This is a genomic window from Streptococcus orisratti DSM 15617 (assembly GCF_000380105.1).
In the GTDB taxonomy this organism is placed as follows: Bacteria; Bacillota; Bacilli; order Lactobacillales; family Streptococcaceae; genus Streptococcus; species Streptococcus orisratti.
In genome coordinates, this window is the sequence record NZ_KB904526.1 from 19,407 (window position 1) to 38,900 (window position 19,494).

Consider the following 19,494-nt stretch of genomic DNA (forward strand, 5'->3'; position numbering starts at 1 on the left):
TTTGATTTTTGTAAGCAAGAAAACCACATCAACCTCGCTGTACGCATGTAGCCAACACTAAACGTAAACTGAAAGATATAAGATCTGAGTCTATTTTCAAAGAGAAAGACTAAGAATGGTAAAATTTCCACTTTCAGCATCATTATAATATCATTTTTTCTTCATACATTTGTGACTCTATGACAAAAGATAAGAAAAAGTGAGTCAAGAATATATAAAAAGAAAGGGCGGAGATTATAACCCTTTCTTATCGCTTACTATCTTAAATTTTTTGTCCCTCTTATGTAACAAGTTGACGTTAAGCTCTCCTCGCCTTTGTTGACGAAAATTTCAATAGAATTTTTATCTATAAATACATCTATTAAGCTAGCTTTCACTGAAGCAGAACGATGTTTGGTTGACCACTCTTCTTCCCCACTAAATTGTATGATTAAGTGACTCCTGTCGAGGAAAACCTCTTCTCTCTCTGCATCATAGCCAAATTCAAGATAGTCTTCATTATTTCCAAGACGATAGGTACTTGTTCCAGTAATCGGTAACGATATTTTTCCGACAGATACTTCCTGTCCAATCGCCACAGTGGTGAATGCTTCCTCTACAGCTTGCGGTAAAGTTTGAAGAAGTTTGTCACCTGAATTTTTCAAAACTCGTGGCAAGGTCATAATTCCATACCACTTATGACCTAAGTCATTGGTTACAAGTGGACGTCCCCAGGTATGCATCCAGGCAATCATGACGCGTTCTCCTTCTGGACCTTGGGTTGTTTGAGCAGCATAGAAATCATGACCGTGGTCAATTTCCTTAAAGGAATCTGCCACAAAGACTTTCTTATCCCAGTCCACATGACCCGTCACAAAGATATTGGAATTGATATTAACAAAATCGTTGCCATCTTTTTGGTAACGCATAGGAGAGACAATCAGGTATTCTTGTCCGTCTACTTCAAAGTAATCAGGGCATTCCCAAACATGACCTTGGTGGACCTCACCTTTTAAGAAGATGGACTCAAATTGCCAATCCAACAAATCATCTGAACCCAATAGAACGATACAACCAACACCATCTTTGTGCTTTGTCGCTACTACGGAATAGTAACGACCATCTTTCTCGAAAATCTTTGGATCACGGAAATCATTAGCAATGACTTCATCTGGCAAGAGGTCTGCAGTTGCAACAGGATTTTGTTCAACTTTTTCAAAATGAATACCGTCTGTCGAATAGGCCATATTCTGTACCTGTCTGACAGAACCATCTTCATTGACGATATGCCCTGTGTACATGAGCCAGAGGGTATCGTCTTTAACAATAGCAGAACCCGAGAAACAGCCATCCTTATCATAGTCCTTATCTGGAGCAAGAGCAACTGGAAGGTGTTCCCAGTTGACCAAGTCCTTACTTTTGGCGTGTCCCCAATGAAGTGAGCCCCACACGCTATCATAGGGATTGTATTGATAGAAGAGATGGTATTCTCCTTTGAAATAAACAAATCCATTCGGGTCATTGATCCAACCAATTGGAGCTGAAAAATGCTTTTCTGGTTTGTATTCTAAATTGACCTCTGTGTGATGATTGTTAATGTAGGCATTTGCGCGTTCAACACTATGAGTATTTTTTTCCATATTATCTCCTATTCTTGTGATTTTTTATAATCATCATAGTAAGTCTGTTTGATTTTAACATAGTCATCTAGACCATATTTTTTCAACTCTGCCTTATAACTGTCCCATTCTTTGTCAATATTTCCCTTAGTTATCCATTCAGAACGTTTGCGAGATACATAATCCTTCATGTCAGCCTCAATTTGTGCTAGTTTATCCAAATCTTTTTCCTCCATAAAGACTTTTGGATAAATTTCCTCGTTATCCATATAAGGGACATAGTTTTCTTTCAAGATATCTAAACGCCATTTTGCATCATCAGGCATTGTTGTCACCTTTCCATAATAACTGTCTAGAATAGCGAGTGGACCCCCAACTTCCGTTTTTTGACGGATTTCAGTAGGTGCCTTTCCTTCTAAAGGAAGGTGCTTCAACATTTGATTAGTCTTATCAAATTCAAAAATATTCTGCTGTTTTTTATCCCCATATGTTCCCCAATTATTTTGCACCGATTGAAGAGGTGCGTATTGAGCGTCAATCCACTTGGCCGTTAGTTCAAGATTTTTATTGGCGCTTGTGATAACCATACGATCCCTTGAAAAGCCAATATTATTAGTCCTTGTAACATGTTTTCTCCCATCAGGACCTGCTAGGACAGGAAGGACATCATAGGTATCATTCGCACCGGTGATATTTGCTTTGTCCCAAGTAAAGTAAACACCGTAGAGTTGATCTCCCCCTTTTGAAACATAATTATTAAAATCTTGCTCAAAAGCCTCAGTGTCAATCAAACCTTTCTCATACAGACTACGCATAAATTTGACTCCTTCTTTGTAGGAATCATCATCTGCTGTAAAGTTTACGGTTCCATCATTTTCAACAACAATATGGTCATCGTTATCTCCCTCTCCATAAGCTCCGAAAAGAAGTTTAAAATCTTCATTCCCACCATCATTTATGAAAGAAATTGGAATTTCATCTGCTTTGCCATTACCGTTTGGATCTTGAGTCTTAAAAGCTTCTAGAACTTTAACCAAGTCGTCCATTGTTTGAGGCATTTCTAGGCCAAGTTTGTCAAGCCACTCTTTATTAATCCATGCCATGTCATTAACACTGTGAATTGATTCCTTGCCTTCCCCTAATTCTTCGATCCAAGGGAAGGAATAGATGTGTCCATCAGGTGCCGTAATCAAGGAACGATATTCTGGATTTTCATCTAAAATTTTCTTGAGATTTGGCATATATTTATCAATTAAATCTTCAACTGGAACAATAACCCCTTGTTTAGCCCAAGACATTAATTCGACATCCGAGGCGCCATCATTGTGAATAGCATCTGGTAAATCACCACTGGAGATATCCAGATTTCGTTTTTCTGCAAAATCTGATTGATAATTAGTCCAGTCAATGTGAACACCTGTTTCTTTTTCCAAACGCTTCAAAATCAATTTCTCATTAGGATTCTTAGGAGCCATCGTTGAAGTATTAGTCATAAACTTTAGAGTAACTTCTTTTTTTAGTGGAAATGTGATATTTTTCAACTCATAGTCTGGACTAGCAGTACTACTTTTAGAACTACAAGCAGTGAGCAAGAGGGCACTAGCCAAAACCAACATACTCTTCGTGATAGTATTTTTTTTCATAATAAACTCCTTTATCATATTATGATATTTTTATTGTTAAGATATTTTAGCTTAGAAGGGACAATCCATCTGCACTAGCTTCAACAGTCTAGAAAGAAAGCGAACCTAACAACGTCCGAATTTGATTGTCGAAAAGCCTTAACCTTTAAGAGAACCTGCCATAATCCCTTTATCAAAATATTTTTGAAAGAAGGGATACATTACAATAAGTGGTAAACTTGAAATGATGATGGTAGCATATTTTATCATTTCAGCCAATTTCTTCATTTCATTTATAGCTGCCTGAGCCCCAATCATATTTTGACCAACCTCATTTTGAATAAGAATATTTCTAAGCACTAATTGCAATGGTGCTAAATTAGGATCTTTAATGTAAATCATGGCATCAAAGTAAGAATTCCACTGTCCAACAAAGGCATATAAGAATAAAACAAACATGATTGGTTTAGCCAAAGGAAGCATAATTTTGATAAATATCTGAAAATCATTAGCACCATCAATGACTGCTGCTTCTACTAATTCATTGGGAATATTTTGAAAATAAGTCCTAGCTAATATGATATTCCAGACATTAACAGCTCCTGGTACAATGATAGCCCAGACAGTATTCAACATTCCCATCTGTTTTACTAAAAGGTAAGTAGGAACTAGGCCACCGCCAAAAAACATGGTAAAAATCAAGAAGTAATTAATCCAGCGACGTCCCACTAAATCTTTTTTGGACAAGGGATAAGCGGTCATTACTGAAATGGCAACTGTCAAAATAGCATAAGCCGTTGAATAGAACAGTGAATTTAAGAATCCCCTAAGGATAGAATCATCACTAAAAACTCTTTGGTAACCTTGAACTGTCCAATCATTCGGATTTAAGCTAATTCCTTTTGTTGCCAATACCTGAGGATCCATGAAAGATGCAATTAGAATGTATCCCATTGGGACGACTGTGATTAAAACAAGCAAAGCAATTAAAATTCGATTGACAATTAGGACACGTCTATCAAAGCTTGTAAACATTTTCGTATTCATTATAACCTCCTAAAGTCCTTCGCCATTATTCATACGTTCAACGATTTTATTTACTGAAAGGAGTAAAATCATATTGATAATAGAATTAAATAGGCCAACTGCCGTTGAATAAGAATAATCGCCCGATACCAAACCTACTTTATAGACATAAGTCGAAATAATTTCAGAAGCCGTTAGGTTAAGAGAGGTTTGCATCAAAAATGCCTTTTCATAACCAACATTCATAATACTTCCAGCCGCAAGAATGAATTGAATGACCATGATTGGTTTCAATGCTGGTAAGTCAATATGGCGGATGCGTTGAAAAATATTAGCACCATCTAGTTGGGCTGCTTCAATCAAAGAAGTATCTACATTAACTAAAGTTGCAGTATATAGAGTTGAAGCCCAACCCATACCTTGCCAAATACCACTGAAAATATAGAGTGGCCTAAAAAATTTTGGATCCGTCATAAAGCTAGCCTTGATTCCAAAAACTGATAATAGGCTATTAACAGGCCCTTCTACAGAGAAGAATAGGAAGAGCATCCCGACAATAACAATTACTGAAATAAAATTTGGAGCATATAAAATCAGCTGTACACGTTTTTTAACTTTATCACTCATCAGCTGATTAAGCATTATAGCCAATATAATAGGTGGAAAAAATCCAAGTAAAAGACCATAAACACTCAATTTCAAGGTGTTAGAAAGCAACAATCTAAAATTAGGTGATGAAAGGAATTGTTGAAATTCCTGAAAACCTACCCATGGACTCTTAAGAATCCCTAGAAGGGGATTGTAATCTTTAAAAGCGATGAGTACACCATACATAGGAATGTACTTGAAAATAAATGTTAAAAGTAGACCTGGAACCAACAACAGCAAGAGTAACTTCTGTCGTTTGATTCTAACCCATAAACTTGGCTCCGTGACAATTTTTTTCATGTCTCCTCCTTTTTGAAACGTTTCATTTTTAAAGTTATTATTTAGGGTAAAGTAGCATTCACTAGGAGAATAGCTCATTACCCTTTATTTTTTGAAACGTTTCATTTTTTGCTTTTAAAAAAAAGTAAAATCACTTACCTACACAAGTATAATAACATTGATAGCGTTTTCTGTCAATATAAATTTTTACTTTTTTCATTTTTTGTTGTCGGACCTTCAATATAAGTTATTGGTAAAGTTACCTGTAACTTGTATGGCTGATTAGCAATGATACTCATTAAAATTCGAACAGCCTCTTTTGCCATCTCTTTTAATGGTTGTTTCATAGTGGTAACTGGGTACTCTCTCTCCTCTGCCTGACGAATTCCATCGTAACCAATAACTTGTACATCTTCTGGCGTTCTTTTCCCCAGTTTTTCTAGTATGCGAATAACATCTAAAGCTGTGAAATCATTGATTGCAAAAACACCATCTATCGTTGGATATTTTTCCAAAAACTCCCTAAGCTGAATCTGAAAATCACCCGAGTTCTCTTCAAAATCAAAGATATGATAAGTTTGTTTTTGTGATTTTAGATATGCCTCAAAATAGTAACGACGATTTTTCGTTTCATTAACAGTATCATTGTGTCCACCAACAAAAGCAAATTCTTTACATCCCTTCTCAATTAATTTCTTCGCCGCTAATTCTGCACCTGACTTATTATCAGATGTTACACAAGGAATATTTTTATCAGTATAGGTTCGATCAATACTAACAAAAGGGATATTAGTTGCCAGATAATCTTCAATCGGGCTATAGGTAATTGCTATAATCCCATCAACTTTATTTTCTTGAAGCATCTTGATATATTCAATCTCTCCCTTACCACCTGCAATGTTACATAATAACAATTTATAATTAAGGCGACTCAGTTCCCTTTCAACGTAGAAAGCAAACTCTGAAAAAAAAGGATGCCAGATAGTAGGAACGATTATAGCAACTGTTTCTGTTTTATTTTTTTTCATCCCTCGAGCATAAGCATCTGGAATATAATTTAATTCCTCAATAGCTTGATTAACTTTTTTCAAAGTCACTTCTTTAATTCCATGTTCATGATTTATCACACGAGAAACCGTACCAACACTTACTCCAGCTAAAGTGGCAACATCTTTCATCGTTACCGATGTCCTATTGTTTTTCATTTCATTCCTCCATTATTTGTTCTATTCTATCATGATTTGAAATCGTTTTCTAGTATCTTGAAAATTTTTTTGGAAAAATTATCTCATGCTATTCTCTTCACCTCAAGTCCTCTCCTCGCTTATAGGTTCTCATTTTCAAAATAAAACTGATAATTTCCTGTACTAACCAAAGCAAAATACAACAGAGTGACCAGAGCAATAATGATAACCATTTCATTTTTGCAGTCTGATAGATACCATTGCCATCAACCGATCGAATGTAGATTAAAAAAGCACCATCTAAATAAATCATGAGCAAGGCGAGTCGCAATCCTATAAGTAAACGTTTTTTCCAAGTCATTCTAACCACCTTTTAGATTACTTCATTTTCACTATATAGATTAACAAGGAAAGCTTAAGAAAAAATTAACCAGAAAGTTATAAAACTTGCCAAAGAAGTTTCTCTGGCAAGTTTTCTTAATTTCCTGTTTTCTTTAAGTAGTCAATAGCCTCTTGAGCAGTCGTGACAGGAACAATTTTCATTTTTGTCCCAATTTTTTTAGCAGCAGCCAGTGCTTCTTGATAGTTTGTTTGAGCATCAGGATTTGCTTTTAGTGTTGCTTCATCCACTGGATTATTTGGAACAAAGAAAATTTCCGCACCAGATTCTGCTGCCGAAACCACTTTGAGTCCTGCACCACCGATATCTCCAACAGAACCATCTGCCTCAATCGTCCCTGTCCCAGCAATAATGCGACCCTTACGCAAATCAGTACCTACCAACTGGTCATAAATATCAAGGGTAAACATCAATCCTGCACTTGGACCACCCACGCCTTCTGTTGAAAAATCAATATTGACATCCGAATCAACCTCAGTATGATCTACTAGACCAATTCCGATACCATTCTTACCATTTTCTAGCTTGATAATTTTACCTTTAGCTTCTTTTTTCTTATCATCAGAGGTATATTGAACAGTCACTTTAGAGCCTAATTTCAAACTAGACACATATGCTATCAGTTCTTTTGAACTGCTGAAAGTCTTATCATTAACTCCAGTTACCGTATCAGCAATGTGTAAACTATCCTTAAAAGTAGAATCCTCGCTGATACTTAGGACATACACACCCTTGTAATCTAATTTTGCTTTTTCTCCAGCCAATTGCAAAGCTTGATAGGTTGCCGTATTTTGAGAACTTTGCATATAATAATCATTAATGCGTAGATAGTCTTCGTCACTAGTTCCACCGGTCATCTCTTCAGCACTAATAATTTCAGTAAAAGGCGTAGCCCAAGCATAAATAATCTGAGCAAGGGTAGCACGACTGACAGTCACTGCTACAAAATTATAAGAACCTTTTTCCTTATCCTCATCTTTGCCAACGGTTAACACACTGCGAATATCATAAGCTCCCCCAGGCGATTCCATATAATATGGTAAAGGGACAAAAAGGCTAAAAATGATAAAAACAACCAAGAGCGACAAGAGCCACCATTTAAAGCGATTTAAAAAGTGACCGATTTTTTTTAAAGGATGTTTTTTAATTGTCTTTGTTTCCAAATGTTTCCTCCACTTCTTTGACGACACTTTCAGGAACATACTTACTGATATCAGTCTTAAAATAAATAAGTTCGCGAACATGTGTTGAACTAACATACTTCCATTCTAACATGGTCATTAGGTAAACCGTCTCTAACTCGGGTGCTAATTCATGATTGTAAAAATCAAGACGAGCTTCCAAGTCAATATCCTCTGAACCGCGTAAGCCTCGAACCAGATGCGTCGCCCCAACTTGCTTAGCGACAGTAACCGCTAAAACATCATGCGCTGTTATAATCTGGACATTTTCCAAATCTGCCAAAGCCTCAGTCAACATCCGCTGACGCTGCTCAATGCTAAAAAGACCTTTTTTATCCTTATTGTAAAAAATTCCAACATATAGCATATCGAAAAGGCAACTAGCACGCTTGATGATATCCACATGCCCATTGGTCACCGGATCAAAGGATCCCGCAAAAAGTCCAATTGTCATACTTCGACCTTCTCTCTAGCCAGTCCAAGATAAACTAGCGCAGCAAATAGCGGAACCAGAGGTGTTCCAGAACTCCCCTTACCAAGCCAATTGAGCACAGCCAATATTGCGAAAAGACCCGATACCACCAAATAACCCTTGTTCCAAGTTACTGTCATAGCTGGTACATCTTCACCAGACTCCACTTTGAGACGACGCTTGCTAGCAACAACGCGAGCCGCACCTAGTTTAACGATGGCCGTTAGTAACACTAAAATCAACAAAAACCAATCACTATTACTTAACATAAACTGTCACCTTGCTAATTCCATAGACCTTCTGTTTCCAGATTCCAACGCTGGCAATCTCTTCAGGTAAGCCCACCGACTTATCTGTTTCACAGACAATCATCACATGATCCGAGAGGAGCCCACGCGCATCTAGCATCTCAATAGTTTTAACGATTTCTTCCTTGGCATAGGGTGGGTCTAACAGCACCAAGTCAAACTGACTCAAAAGCTGATCTAGCGCACGGTTGGCCTCCATCTTAAGAAGCTTAAACTGTCTCTCGCTTTTGGTCATCTTGATATTTTCTTGGATAATAGCTTGCGCACGCCGGTCACGCTCGACCAATACAGCTTCATCCATACCTCGTGAAATAGCCTCAATAGCTAGGCTACCGCTGCCAGAATACAAATCTAACACACGTCCCCCATCAAAGAATGGACCAATCATATTATAAATGGCCCCCTTAACCTTATCAGTTGTCGGACGCGTCGTCCTTCCCTCTAGCGTCTTCAGAGGACGCCCACCAAATTTACCTGCTACAACTCTCATAAAGACTATTATAGCAGAAATTGGAGAAGCTGAAAATGAAACATCATTTTTTCCGAAACAATAGCATGCAAAAAAGTACCCCCAATCATAAACGTCATTGAGAAAGCATTAGGAAAACGTTTACAAATTCATTGCAAATTGATATAATAATTTTATATTATTTCACTATTTAAAGTTTTTTAGAGGAGGATTATTATGAAAAAGGTGAAATGGTTTACTGGGTTAGTGCTAATATTAATGTCACTTCAATCCCCAACAATTAATTCAGTTATTCAGTCTACTTCTGTAACTAACCAACAAATTAGTGTTGTTTCCGCAACGACTCACTCCAACAAAAAGAGTGCTGTCAATAAAGCTAAAAAAGCAGTCAAAAATCTCGAAAACAATCCTACAAGAGACAATCTAAAAAATGCTAAGAAAAGCGTTAAGAAAGTCAAAGTTAAAAAGACTAAAACGCTCTTAAAAAAACGGATTGCCAAAGTTGAGCAAACCATCCTTATCACCGAAGCAAAGACAGCAGTTGACTACCTCGAAAAGAATCAAGTCCGTAGTAATATAAAAGAAGCTCATGATAAAGTAGCTGCTCTCAAGTCTAAGACTTTACAAAGCGAACTCAACAAGCGAATTGAGACTGTTTCCAGAGCTATTACTGCTGAGGAAGAGGCTATTGCTGCAGCAGAGACTGCCATCAAAAATCTTGAAAATAGCCAGATTCGTGATAACATAGCTGATGCTCAAACCAAGACTGATGCAGTCACTTCAACCACTGTTAAAGATGGATTTACCAAACGAATCAATGCTGTTGTTCAGGCTATTGAAACTAGGGAAGCAGAGAATGCGGCAGAAGCAGCCGTAAAAAATCTCGAAAATAATCAGGTTCGTGAAAATATCGCTGATGCACAAAATAAAGTTAATGCCGTAACAGACACAACCAAGAAGGATGCCTTCAATACACGTATTACCGCTGTCACCAACGCCATTGACACTCGTGAAGCTCAAGCACAGCAAGCAGCAGAACAACAGGCAGCAGCGGCGGCACAGCAACAAAATACTGGTGGGTATAAAAGAGACTCTCGGGGAAGATGGCATAGATCAAATGGTCAATATGCATCAAAAGCTGAAATTGCAGCCGCTGGTCTACCTTGGTAAAATATTAGCCCGACATAAATATCCAAAAAATCCCCGCGTTAATACGCGAGGACTTTTTTGAACTCTAGAAAACTATAAAAATAGTCCAGAAATCTCTGATTTCTTCTATTGTGCTACCATCACTCGTAGCTCTTGATCAATTTTCTCAGCTGTCTTACGCCCCTCACGGATCCCCCAAATAACAAGACTTGGTCCACGGCGTGCATCTCCAGCTACAAAGACTTGATTATTATTAGTTGAGTAATCATCATAAACACTTTGAACTCCAAATTGTTCAAATAATGATGTTTCAGCTCCAGTGAAGCCCATAGCAAGAAGAACAAGATCAGCCTTGATAACTTCTTCTGTTCCTTCAATCGGCTTAAACCCTGGACCAACTTTAACAGTTTTAGCAGCAATAACTTGCCCTCGATCAGCACCAATAAACTCAGTTGTTGAGGTTGCATAAACTGTCAGTTCTGTATCTTGAACATAGTCGGCTTCTTCTTGACCATAACCTGTACGCTTAACCATAGGATATTGTGGCCAAGGGTTAGTTGGCAATCGTTTTACTGGTGGTTCTGGAGTGATTTCCAATTGCTTGACACTAGCCGCTCCCAAACGGACAGCAGTTCCGATACAGTCATTACCAGTATCTCCGCCACCGATAACAAGAACGTGCTTACCTTCCAAGGTGCGACCAAGTTTTTTATTGCCTGAAGCAAGAACATTTTTTGTTGTCTCTGTTAAGAAATCAACAGCGAAACGAACACCACTAAGGTGACGGCCCGGAACTTCCAAATCACGAGGCACACTAGCACCAGTTGCTAAAATCACACGATCATATTGCTCCAAAAGTTCGTCAGCAGTAATATCGCGACCAATTTCAGTATTTGCGACAAAGTTAACTCCCAACTTAGACATGACATCAATACGACGTTGAACAATCTCCTTATCCAATTTCATATTTGGGATACCGTACATGAGAAGACCACCAAATCGGTCACTACGCTCATAAACAGTCACACTATGACCAAGTTTATTAAGTCTCCATGCTGCCGATAAGCCAGCCGGACCTGAACCAACCACAGCAATTTTAAAGCCTGTACGCTGAGAAGGACGACCCGATTCTTCGACCCAACCATTTTCAAAAGCAGTATCAATGATAAAACGTTCATTGTCATGAATGGTAACACCTGAGCCATTTAATCCTTCTGTACACCCTTTTTCACATGGTGCAGGACAGACACGACCTGTCATCTCAGGAAGTGGGTTGGTACGGCTCAATCGCTCAAAGGCACGCTTGAAGTCTCCTTTGTAAACCAAATCATTCCACTCAGGAATCAGGTTGTCGTTAGGGCATCCTGATACGGCTCGGCCTCCACCATAAAAGGCACCTGAATGGCAGAAAGGAATTCCACAAGCCATACAACGTGCAGCTTGCTTTTGACGTTCCTCTTCTGATAGTGGTGTTTGTAATTCTTCAAAGTCCAAAATGCGCTCGGCAACAGGACGGTAAGGATTGTCCTTACGTTCATATTTCAAAAATCCAAATGGGTCTGCCATCTTATTTTCCTCCTGTTACTGTTGCGAGAAGCTCTTCTTTCTCGGCAGCTGTTTCCGCACCACCTGTAGCAATCTCAAAGGTACGTAGTTCAAGTTCATCACCTTCAAGACCACGATTGGCGAGAGCATGTTCAATATTGTTGATTTCATGGAATTCAGTTGGGTAAACCTTGATAAACTTACCAACTTCATTAGCCCAATTATCCAAAAGACGCTTAGCCTTGGCACTGCCTGTATATTCGTAATGTTTTTGAATCATATCAACAAGAACATCATCACCACGTGTTTCACCGACTTTGTAAAGGTCAACCATTTCAGTGTTAACTTTTTCAGCAAAATCACCATTAACATCATAGACGTAGGCAACACCACCAGACATACCAGCCGCAAAGTTTCGTCCTGTTGTTCCAAGGATAACCGCAACACCACCAGTCATGTATTCACAACCATGTGCACCAACACCTTCAACCACAACCTTGGCACCAGAGTTACGTACACAGAAACGCTCTCCCGCACGGCCAGCGAAGTAAGCTTCTCCATTGACTGCACCAAATAGTGATACGTTTCCAACAATAGGAGAATTTTCAATATCATAACCAGCATCATGTGGTGGTTTTACGATGAGACGGCCACCAGACATGGACTTGGCAATATAGTCATTAGCTTCTCCAATGAGAGTTAATTCCATCCCTTGTGTAATAAAGCTTGCAAATGATTGACCAGCAATACCAGTGTATTCATACTTGATGAGTCCTGGTTCAACAGTGTCATTACCATAACGTTCTGCCATCCATCCAGCCATACGGGCACCAACAGCACGTTGCACATTATTGATACTTTCCTTGATAGTCACGCTAGTTTCACTGTCAATAGCTGCCGCTGCAAAACCATCTAATTCCCTCCACTGACGTGGGTCAGCAAATGGGTCCTCTGTCTTGCGTTCAATTGGATAGGCTGTACCCAAAATACGAGAGAAATCTAGTGACTTCGCCTTTCCTTTTGGAATGAATTTAGCCTTGAGGATTTCAGAATGTCCAACCATTTCATCTACAGAGCGGAAACCAAGTTCTGCCATATATTCGCGCAGTTCTTCTGCCATAAAGAACATCATATTGATGACATGTTCAGGCTTACCAGCAAAATGCTTCCGCAAGTCAGGATTTTGAGTCGCAACACCAACTGGACAAGTGTTGAGCGAGCAAACTCGCATCATAACACAACCTACTGATACAAGAGCCAAACTAGCAAACGAATATTCTTCAGCTCCAAGAAGTGCCGCTACCGCTACATCACGGCCTGTCATAAGTTTACCATCTGTTTCAAGTGTCATACGTTGACGAAGACGGTTGAGTGACAGCGTTTGATGTGCTTCAGCCAGCCCCATTTCCCAAGGGAGACCAGCATCGCGAACAGAGTTACGAGGCGAAGCCCCTGTACCACCATCATATCCAGAGATAACAACCTTGTCAGCGCCAGCTTTCACACAACCCGTTGCAATGGTACCAACACCCGTGCTTGATACCAGTTTAACATTAATTTTAGCATAAGGATTGATAGCTTTGAGGTCATAAATCAGCTGTGCCAAATCTTCAATTGAATAAATATCATGGTGCGGTGGTGGGGAAATCAAGCGAACACCAGGCGTTGCACCACGGATTTCAGCAACCCAAGGGAATACTTTTTGTCCAGGAAGTTGACCACCTTCACCAGGTTTCGCACCCTGAGCCAACTTAATTTGTAGTTCTTCAGCAGACATGAGGTATTCAGCATTGACACCAAAACGACCAGATGCCACTTGTTTGATTTTAGAATTGAGATTACGACCATCAGGTTGAACTTTGAAACGATTTCGGTTTTCGCCACCTTCACCAGAGTTGGATTTAGCACCAATACGGTTCATGGCTTCTGCAATAGTTTCATGTGCCTCTTTTGATAGAGAACCAAAACTCATGGCACCAACCTTAAAGCGTTTGACTATACTTTCAGCTGGTTCAACTTCTGAAAGGTCAACTCTAGGACGGTTAGAATGAAATTCCCAAATAGAACGAAGCGTCGTTGGATGCTCAAGTGCTTCTTTATCCAGCTCAGTAGTATAAGTCTTGAAGAGGTTATAATCCCCTCTACGAACTGCTTGTTGGAAATTATAAATAGTCTGTGGATTGAAGAGATGATATTCACCATCCGCTTTAAATTGGTAACTGCCACCGCTCTGAAGATAGTCATCACGTCTTGCACCAAAGGCGTCCTCAATACGCTGCAGGTATTCTGCTTCGATTTGGTCAAGTGATAAACCGCCAATGCGAGTCACCGTTCCTGTAAAGTATTGGTTCACAACAGCATCAGACAGACCAACGGCTTCAAATAATTGGGCTCCCTTATAACCAAGAATGGTTGAGATTCCCATACGACTCATGACTTTTACGATACCTTTTTCTGCTGCTTTCCGATATTTTTCATATGCTGTTTCATCCTTGCCATAGTCTGCAAGTGTCGCATACGCACCATAAGGATGGATAGCCGCTGCGCCATAGCCAACCAAGGTCGCAAAGTGGTGAACTTCAGTCGCTTCAGCTGTATCAACAACAATTGAGAACTGGCTAGCTTTTCCTTTGACAACCATATAGTTATTCAAGCCAGATACAGCTAACAGGATTGGAATAGCAGACTGCCCCTCCTTGACACCACGGTCTGATAAAATGATGATTTTGCTACCGTTATCTACTGCTTTTTCTGCTGCTTTGAAAAGATTTTCCAGAGCACGTTGCAAACGATTTCGGCTAGGTTCAACTAAATCATAAACTGTTGATAATGTTGTCGAACTATAACGGACATCAGTCAACTGAGCCAGTTTGGCAAAATCCTGATTAGAGAGTACTGGGCTATCAATTTTGACCTTAACACAATTATCCGCACCATCTACAGTAAAATTCCCATCTCCTCCCAAATACACACTAGTGGATACTACGATTTTTTCACGAATAGCATCAATTGGCGGGTTCGTTACTTGGGCAAACTGTTGTTTGAAGAAAGTAAAGAGGGACTGATTTTTATTTGACAAAACAGCCAATGGGCTGTCAAATCCCATAGAAATGACAGGTTCCTCTCCTCTTTCAGCCATAGGAAGAATAACTGTACGAATCACTTCCTCTGTGTAACCATATGTTTTCCACAAGGTTGTGATGTTACCTACCTCTTCTTTAACTTCTACTGCTTCAAAATCATTGAGATGGGCGATATTTTCTTCAACCCATTTTTTATAAGGATATTGAGCTGAATAATAAGCCTTAACTTCCTCATTTTTCATGAGTTTACCAGAAGTCGTATCAATCAACATCATGTTACCAGGACCAAGCACACCTTTTTCAACAACACGACTTGGTTCTAAGTCAACAACACCTGATTCGGATGAACAAATCAAAAAGTTATCCTTAGTTAATGAATAACGACTTGGTCGGAGACCATTACGGTCAAGACGAGCACCAACCATATCTCCGTCTGTGAAAACAAGGGCAGCTGGTCCATCCCAAGGGGCCACGAAACTTGAAGCATATTCGTAGAAAGCCTTCAACTCGTCAGAAAGACCGGATTGCTCACCCCAGGCTTCTGGCACCATCATCAATAAACTTTGTGGAATATCACGTCCGTGACGATAAAGATATTCCAAGCAGTTTTCTAGTTTAGCTGAATCAGAATTTTCTTCATTATAAACTTCAATTTGATGGCTGTGCATCCAGTTTTCAGCACCACGTAGGGTATTAATTTCACCATTATGGGCTAAGAAACGAAATGGTTGTGCGCGGTCCCAAGATGGAAAAGTATTTGTTGAAAAGCGTGAATGTGTCAGAGCGATATGTGACTTGAATAACTCATCCGTCAAATCAGGATAAAAAAGCCCAACTTGAAACGCATGCAACATTCCCTTATAAACAATCGTTTTACTAGACAAAGAACAAATGAAAAATTCATCCGCTGAAAAACTCTTCTCTAGTTGACGACGCAAACGGAAGAGTTTATCTTCAAACGCTCGCCCAGCTTTAGTATCAGAAGGTTTACTAATAAACAATTGAACAAAACTAGGCATAATTTCTTGTGCAGCAGGACCGCAATTATCATAATTAAAAGGAACATCTCGCGTAAACAGAACACGATAACCTGCATTTTTAATTTCAGATTTAACAGCAGCTAAAAGACTGCTTTTTGCCTCAATATCTTGTGGAAGATAAAGCTGTGCAACAGCATAGTCTCCTTTTGATGGCAAAACCAGTCCGGCTTCGGTAGCCTTTGCTTGGAAAAATTCATCTGGCATAGCCAACAACATTCCTGCACCGTCACCAGTATCAGGTTCTGCGCCTGTCCCACCACGATGATTCATCCGCGTTAACATGGTCAGAGCATAGTCAATCAGAGTATGACTAGGCTCACCATCAAGCTGTGCAACAAATCCCATTCCACAGGCATCTGATTCAAATGATGGTTCCCAGAGAGTCGTCTGCTGAGCCTTCAAAGCATCTTCATTCATAGCTTTTTCTCCTCAATTTATAGAATAAATAGTCAAATTATTCAGAATTTTCATTTTGTATTATATCACAAGTTTCTTATTTAGAATAGTTATTATTATATATTTTTCGTTTTACTGAATAAAAATTAAAAGAGGTTGGGACAAAATGTACCCAACTTCTTGTAATTTTGTAATTTTACTTGCGAGGCACAGTGGTTACGGAGATTCTATCAACTTTAGTCAATATAAGATTTCCCCTGAATGATTCATTAGCATTAGGTACCAACGAAAATCTGCTGATTGGCGAGGATAGGCTCAAGTCCGACCTCACCTCTCAGAGTTTGTGTCAACATTCAACACAAAGGTTACTCAACCGTTCCACTCTCAAGGTTAAATTTTTTAGTAGAGGTTGAGGTAGTTATCAATTTCCCATTGTGAAACAAAGGCAGCATAACTTGACCATTCAATCTTCTTAGCTTCAACAAAGTTAGTAAAGATGTGTTCACCAAGTGCAGACTTAACAACTTCATCTTCTTGAAGAGCTTTAACCGCATTGTGAAGTGTTGAAGGAAGGTCTTTAATACCTGCAGCCTTACGTTCATCTTCTGTCATGACATAAATATTTGTTTCGACTGGAGCTGGCGCTTCAATTTTATTTTCAACACCATCAAGACCTGCTTCCAAAAGAACGGCAAGAGCAAGATAAGGATTAGCTGTTGGATCAACTGAGCGAAGTTAAAGGCGTGTCCCCATACCACGTGAAGCAGGAACGCGGATAAGTGGTGAACGGTTACGTCCAGCCCAAGCAATGTAAACTGGCGCTTCATAACCAGGAACCAAACGCTTGTATGAGTTTACAGTTGGATTCATGATTGCGGTATAGTTGTAAGCGTGTTTCATCAAACCGCCAAGGAAATCATAGGCAGTTTCTGACAATTGCATTCCTCGTGGGTCTTCTGGGTCAAAGAAAGCATTTTTACCATCTTTATCAAAAAGAGACATATTACAGTGCATACCTGAACCGTTAATACCGAATTTAGGTTTAGCCATAAATGTCGCATAAAGACCATGTTTACGAGCAATAGTCTTAACAACCAGTTTGAAGATTTGGATATTATCACAAGCTTTCAAAACATTAGCGTACTTAAAGTCGATTTCATGTTGACCTACTGCTACCTCGTGGTGACTAGCTTCAACTTCAAATCCCATTTGGGTCAAAACATTGACGATTTCACGACGTGTATTATCAGCCAAATCTGTAGGAGCAAGGTCAAAGTAACCACCTTGGTCGTTCACTTCAAGTGTAGGTTCACCTTTTTCATCCATTTTGAAAAGGAAGAATTCAGGTTCTGGACCAAGGTTGAATGATTTGAAACCAACTTCTTCCATATGATGCAATGCACGTTTTAGATTACCACGTGGATCTCCTGCAAAAGGTTCACCTTCAGCAGTATAAACATCACAAATCAAACCAGCAACAGCACCGTTTTCTCCACCCCAAGGAAAAACAGTCCAAGTATCAAGATCTGGGTACAAGAACATATCTGATTCATTGATGCGAACAAATCCTTCAATTGATGAGCCATCAAACATAGCTTTGTTTGATAAAACTTTTTCAAGTTGTTCATCAGTTGCTGGAATTTCAACATTTTTCAATGTTCCTGCGATGTCTGTAAACATCAAACGTAAGAAGGTAACATTTTTTTCTTTAATATCTTTTTTGATATCAGCAGCAGTAAGTGTCATGGTGTTCTCCTTTGTTAACAAAAATACCAATACACATGTGAAATGTGCAGAAATTGATGTTTTTTATAGGTTAAATCTTTGATTTATGATGAATTTTCTTTAAATCCATGAACATTATTCAAATAATTCAACTTATCTAGATTCATTATAATCTTATCAGAATATTTTGTCAAGTCTAAATGTTATAAAATGTAACATCATTTCCAAAAAAATAAAAGAACCAAGAAAACTTGATTCTTTTAAATAAGTATGCTTACAAAATGTTATCAAACGTTTCACGAACTTCTTTTGGCCAAACACTAGATTGTACTTCACCAATATGTTTCTTACGAAGCAAGAACATTGCCATACGAGATTGACCGATACCACCACCTATGGTAAGTGGGAATAGACCATTAAGAAGAGCCTTATGCCATTCTAATTGTAAACGATCTTCGTCACCTGTAATCTTGACTTGGCGTTTAAGCGCCTCCTCATCGACACGAATACCCATAGATGATAATTCAAACGCTGAACCAAGCGCTTCGTTCCAAACGATAATATCACCATTTAAACCATGATAACCATTTTCAGATTCTGAAGTCCAGTCATCATAGTCAGGTGCACGTCCATCGTGGCGTTCACCATCTGGCAAAATGCCACCAATACCGATAAGGAAAATAGCTCCAAATTCTTTAGCAGCAGCATTTTCACGTTCTTTTGGTGTCAAATCTGGATATTTTTCAACCAATTCTTCAGTGTGAATAAATGTAATCTTTTTAGGCAAAACAGCTTCAATATCAAAGCGTGCTTCAACTGCTAATTCTGTCAATCGAATAGCTTTATAAACTTGTTCAACTGTTTCTTTCAAATAAGTAATATCACGACGACCATTAGGAATTACTTTCTCCCAATCCCATTGATCCACATAAATAGAGTGGATGGGATCCAAATCCTCTTCGTCTGGTCGGAGAGCTTTCATGTGTACGAAAAGCCCTTCTCCTTCATTGAAGCCAAAACGTGCCAAAGTGTGACGTTTCCACTTAGCAAGTGAATGAACAACTTCAAATTCAGCATCTGGAATGCGTTTAACGTGCACTGAAACAGGATTTTCGATACCACTCAAATTATCTTGCATACCATCCCCGACCTGACTAAGAATAGGTCCTTGCACTTCAACAATTTCAAGTTTGTCAATCAAATATTGTGTAAAAGTATTCTTGACAAAAGAAATCTCCTGTTGCTGATGAATAAAGCTTTTCTTCATGTTTGCTCCTCCTTTAAAAATTAAGATAGGGCTATTATATACCTTTCAAAAGCAAAAGAAAACCCCTTTTTCAAAATTTTTGCAATTTTTCTGCCAATTTCG

The 19,494-nt window shown here is 38.9% G+C and carries 14 protein-coding genes and 1 pseudogene; 1 reads left to right on the plus strand and 14 read right to left on the minus strand.

Annotated elements, in window-relative coordinates; translation table 11 throughout:
• Positions 1 to 257: 257 nt before the first annotated feature.
• The 10 genes from A3I7_RS0111550 to rsmD form a co-directional block, all read right to left on the minus strand.
• Positions 258 to 1,619: a glycoside hydrolase family 32 protein gene (locus A3I7_RS0111550; RefSeq protein WP_018376897.1), complete on the minus strand. Its 1,362-nt coding sequence runs from the start codon at positions 1,617 to 1,619 to the stop codon at positions 258 to 260.
• 8 nt (positions 1,620 to 1,627) lie between these two features.
• On the minus strand, positions 1,628 to 3,241 hold the full coding sequence (locus tag A3I7_RS0111555) for an ABC transporter substrate-binding protein (RefSeq protein WP_018376898.1): 1,614 nt from the start codon (positions 3,239 to 3,241) through the stop codon (positions 1,628 to 1,630).
• 138 nt (positions 3,242 to 3,379) lie between these two features.
• Complete coding sequence (locus A3I7_RS0111560; RefSeq protein WP_018376899.1) at positions 3,380 to 4,267, minus strand: carbohydrate ABC transporter permease; 888 nt, start codon at positions 4,265 to 4,267, stop codon at positions 3,380 to 3,382.
• Between the two features lie 9 nt (positions 4,268 to 4,276).
• Entirely contained in the window at positions 4,277 to 5,194 is a 918-nt protein-coding gene (locus A3I7_RS0111565; protein WP_018376900.1) for an ABC transporter permease, read from the minus strand.
• 173 nt (positions 5,195 to 5,367) lie between these two features.
• Positions 5,368 to 6,378 carry a LacI family DNA-binding transcriptional regulator gene (locus tag A3I7_RS0111570; protein WP_018376901.1) on the minus strand — a complete coding sequence of 337 codons (1,011 nt, stop codon included), beginning with the start codon at positions 6,376 to 6,378 and terminating at the stop codon, positions 5,368 to 5,370.
• A 97-nt stretch (positions 6,379 to 6,475) separates the two neighbouring features.
• Positions 6,476 to 6,718, minus strand: coding sequence for a DUF3923 family protein (locus A3I7_RS0111575; protein ID WP_018376902.1), 243 nt, complete (start codon positions 6,716 to 6,718; stop codon positions 6,476 to 6,478).
• Positions 6,719 to 6,834: 116 nt separating this feature from the next.
• The gene (locus A3I7_RS0111580; protein WP_083907265.1) at positions 6,835 to 7,959 is read right to left on the minus strand and encodes a SepM family pheromone-processing serine protease; all 1,125 of its coding nucleotides are present in this window, start codon (positions 7,957 to 7,959) and stop codon (positions 6,835 to 6,837) included.
• Entirely contained in the window at positions 7,901 to 8,392 is a 492-nt protein-coding gene (gene coaD, locus A3I7_RS0111585; protein WP_018376904.1) for a pantetheine-phosphate adenylyltransferase, read from the minus strand. The genes A3I7_RS0111580 and coaD overlap by 59 nt, the downstream gene beginning before the upstream one ends.
• Entirely contained in the window at positions 8,389 to 8,679 is a 291-nt protein-coding gene (locus A3I7_RS0111590) for a hypothetical protein (protein ID WP_018376905.1), read from the minus strand. Before A3I7_RS0111590 ends, coaD begins: the two co-directional genes overlap by 4 nt.
• Complete coding sequence (gene rsmD, locus A3I7_RS0111595; protein WP_018376906.1) at positions 8,669 to 9,208, minus strand: 16S rRNA (guanine(966)-N(2))-methyltransferase RsmD; 540 nt, start codon at positions 9,206 to 9,208, stop codon at positions 8,669 to 8,671. The genes A3I7_RS0111590 and rsmD overlap by 11 nt, the downstream gene beginning before the upstream one ends.
• 195 nt (positions 9,209 to 9,403) lie before the next feature.
• Between rsmD and A3I7_RS12935 the strand changes: the two genes are divergently transcribed.
• Positions 9,404 to 10,357, plus strand: a complete 954-nt coding sequence (locus A3I7_RS12935; RefSeq protein WP_018376907.1) for a hypothetical protein — start codon at positions 9,404 to 9,406, stop codon at positions 10,355 to 10,357.
• Positions 10,358 to 10,462: 105 nt separating this feature from the next.
• Here A3I7_RS12935 and A3I7_RS0111605 read toward each other — a convergent pair whose 3' ends face one another.
• The 4 genes and pseudogenes from A3I7_RS0111605 to asnA form a co-directional block, all read right to left on the minus strand.
• Positions 10,463 to 11,902, minus strand: coding sequence for a glutamate synthase subunit beta (locus A3I7_RS0111605; protein WP_018376908.1), 1,440 nt, complete (start codon positions 11,900 to 11,902; stop codon positions 10,463 to 10,465).
• A gap of 1 nt (position 11,903) precedes the next feature.
• On the minus strand, positions 11,904 to 16,421 hold the full coding sequence (gltB, locus tag A3I7_RS0111610) for a glutamate synthase large subunit (protein WP_018376909.1): 4,518 nt from the start codon (positions 16,419 to 16,421) through the stop codon (positions 11,904 to 11,906).
• Between the two features lie 378 nt (positions 16,422 to 16,799).
• A pseudogene (glnA, locus tag A3I7_RS13310) lies at positions 16,800 to 18,146 on the minus strand (type I glutamate--ammonia ligase).
• Between the two features lie 253 nt (positions 18,147 to 18,399).
• Positions 18,400 to 19,392 carry an aspartate--ammonia ligase gene (asnA, locus tag A3I7_RS0111620; RefSeq protein ID WP_018376912.1) on the minus strand — a complete coding sequence of 331 codons (993 nt, stop codon included), beginning with the start codon at positions 19,390 to 19,392 and terminating at the stop codon, positions 18,400 to 18,402.
• Positions 19,393 to 19,494 lie beyond the last annotated feature (102 nt).

Excerpts from the sequence above, each read along its gene's own strand:
- A3I7_RS0111565 (WP_018376900.1), bottom strand. The coding sequence starts at position 5,194 with ATGAAAAAAATTGTCACGGAGCCAAGTTTATGGGTTAGAATCAAACGA.
- rsmD (WP_018376906.1), bottom strand. The coding sequence starts at position 9,208 with ATGAGAGTTGTAGCAGGTAAATTTGGTGGGCGTCCTCTGAAGACGCTA.
- asnA (WP_018376912.1), bottom strand. The coding sequence starts at position 19,392 with ATGAAGAAAAGCTTTATTCATCAGCAACAGGAGATTTCTTTTGTCAAG.
- A3I7_RS0111605 (WP_018376908.1), bottom strand. The coding sequence starts at position 11,902 with ATGGCAGACCCATTTGGATTTTTGAAATATGAACGTAAGGACAATCCT.
- A3I7_RS0111550 (WP_018376897.1), bottom strand. The coding sequence starts at position 1,619 with ATGGAAAAAAATACTCATAGTGTTGAACGCGCAAATGCCTACATTAAC.
- A3I7_RS0111590 (WP_018376905.1), bottom strand. The coding sequence starts at position 8,679 with ATGTTAAGTAATAGTGATTGGTTTTTGTTGATTTTAGTGTTACTAACG.
- A3I7_RS0111575 (WP_018376902.1), bottom strand. The coding sequence starts at position 6,718 with ATGACTTGGAAAAAACGTTTACTTATAGGATTGCGACTCGCCTTGCTC.
- A3I7_RS12935 (WP_018376907.1), top strand. The coding sequence starts at position 9,404 with ATGAAAAAGGTGAAATGGTTTACTGGGTTAGTGCTAATATTAATGTCA.
- gltB (WP_018376909.1), bottom strand. The coding sequence starts at position 16,421 with ATGAATGAAGATGCTTTGAAGGCTCAGCAGACGACTCTCTGGGAACCA.
- A3I7_RS0111560 (WP_018376899.1), bottom strand. The coding sequence starts at position 4,267 with ATGAATACGAAAATGTTTACAAGCTTTGATAGACGTGTCCTAATTGTC.
- A3I7_RS0111555 (WP_018376898.1), bottom strand. The coding sequence starts at position 3,241 with ATGAAAAAAAATACTATCACGAAGAGTATGTTGGTTTTGGCTAGTGCC.
- A3I7_RS0111570 (WP_018376901.1), bottom strand. The coding sequence starts at position 6,378 with ATGAAAAACAATAGGACATCGGTAACGATGAAAGATGTTGCCACTTTA.
- A3I7_RS0111580 (WP_083907265.1), bottom strand. The coding sequence starts at position 7,959 with ATGTTCCTGAAAGTGTCGTCAAAGAAGTGGAGGAAACATTTGGAAACA.
- coaD (WP_018376904.1), bottom strand. The coding sequence starts at position 8,392 with ATGACAATTGGACTTTTTGCGGGATCCTTTGATCCGGTGACCAATGGG.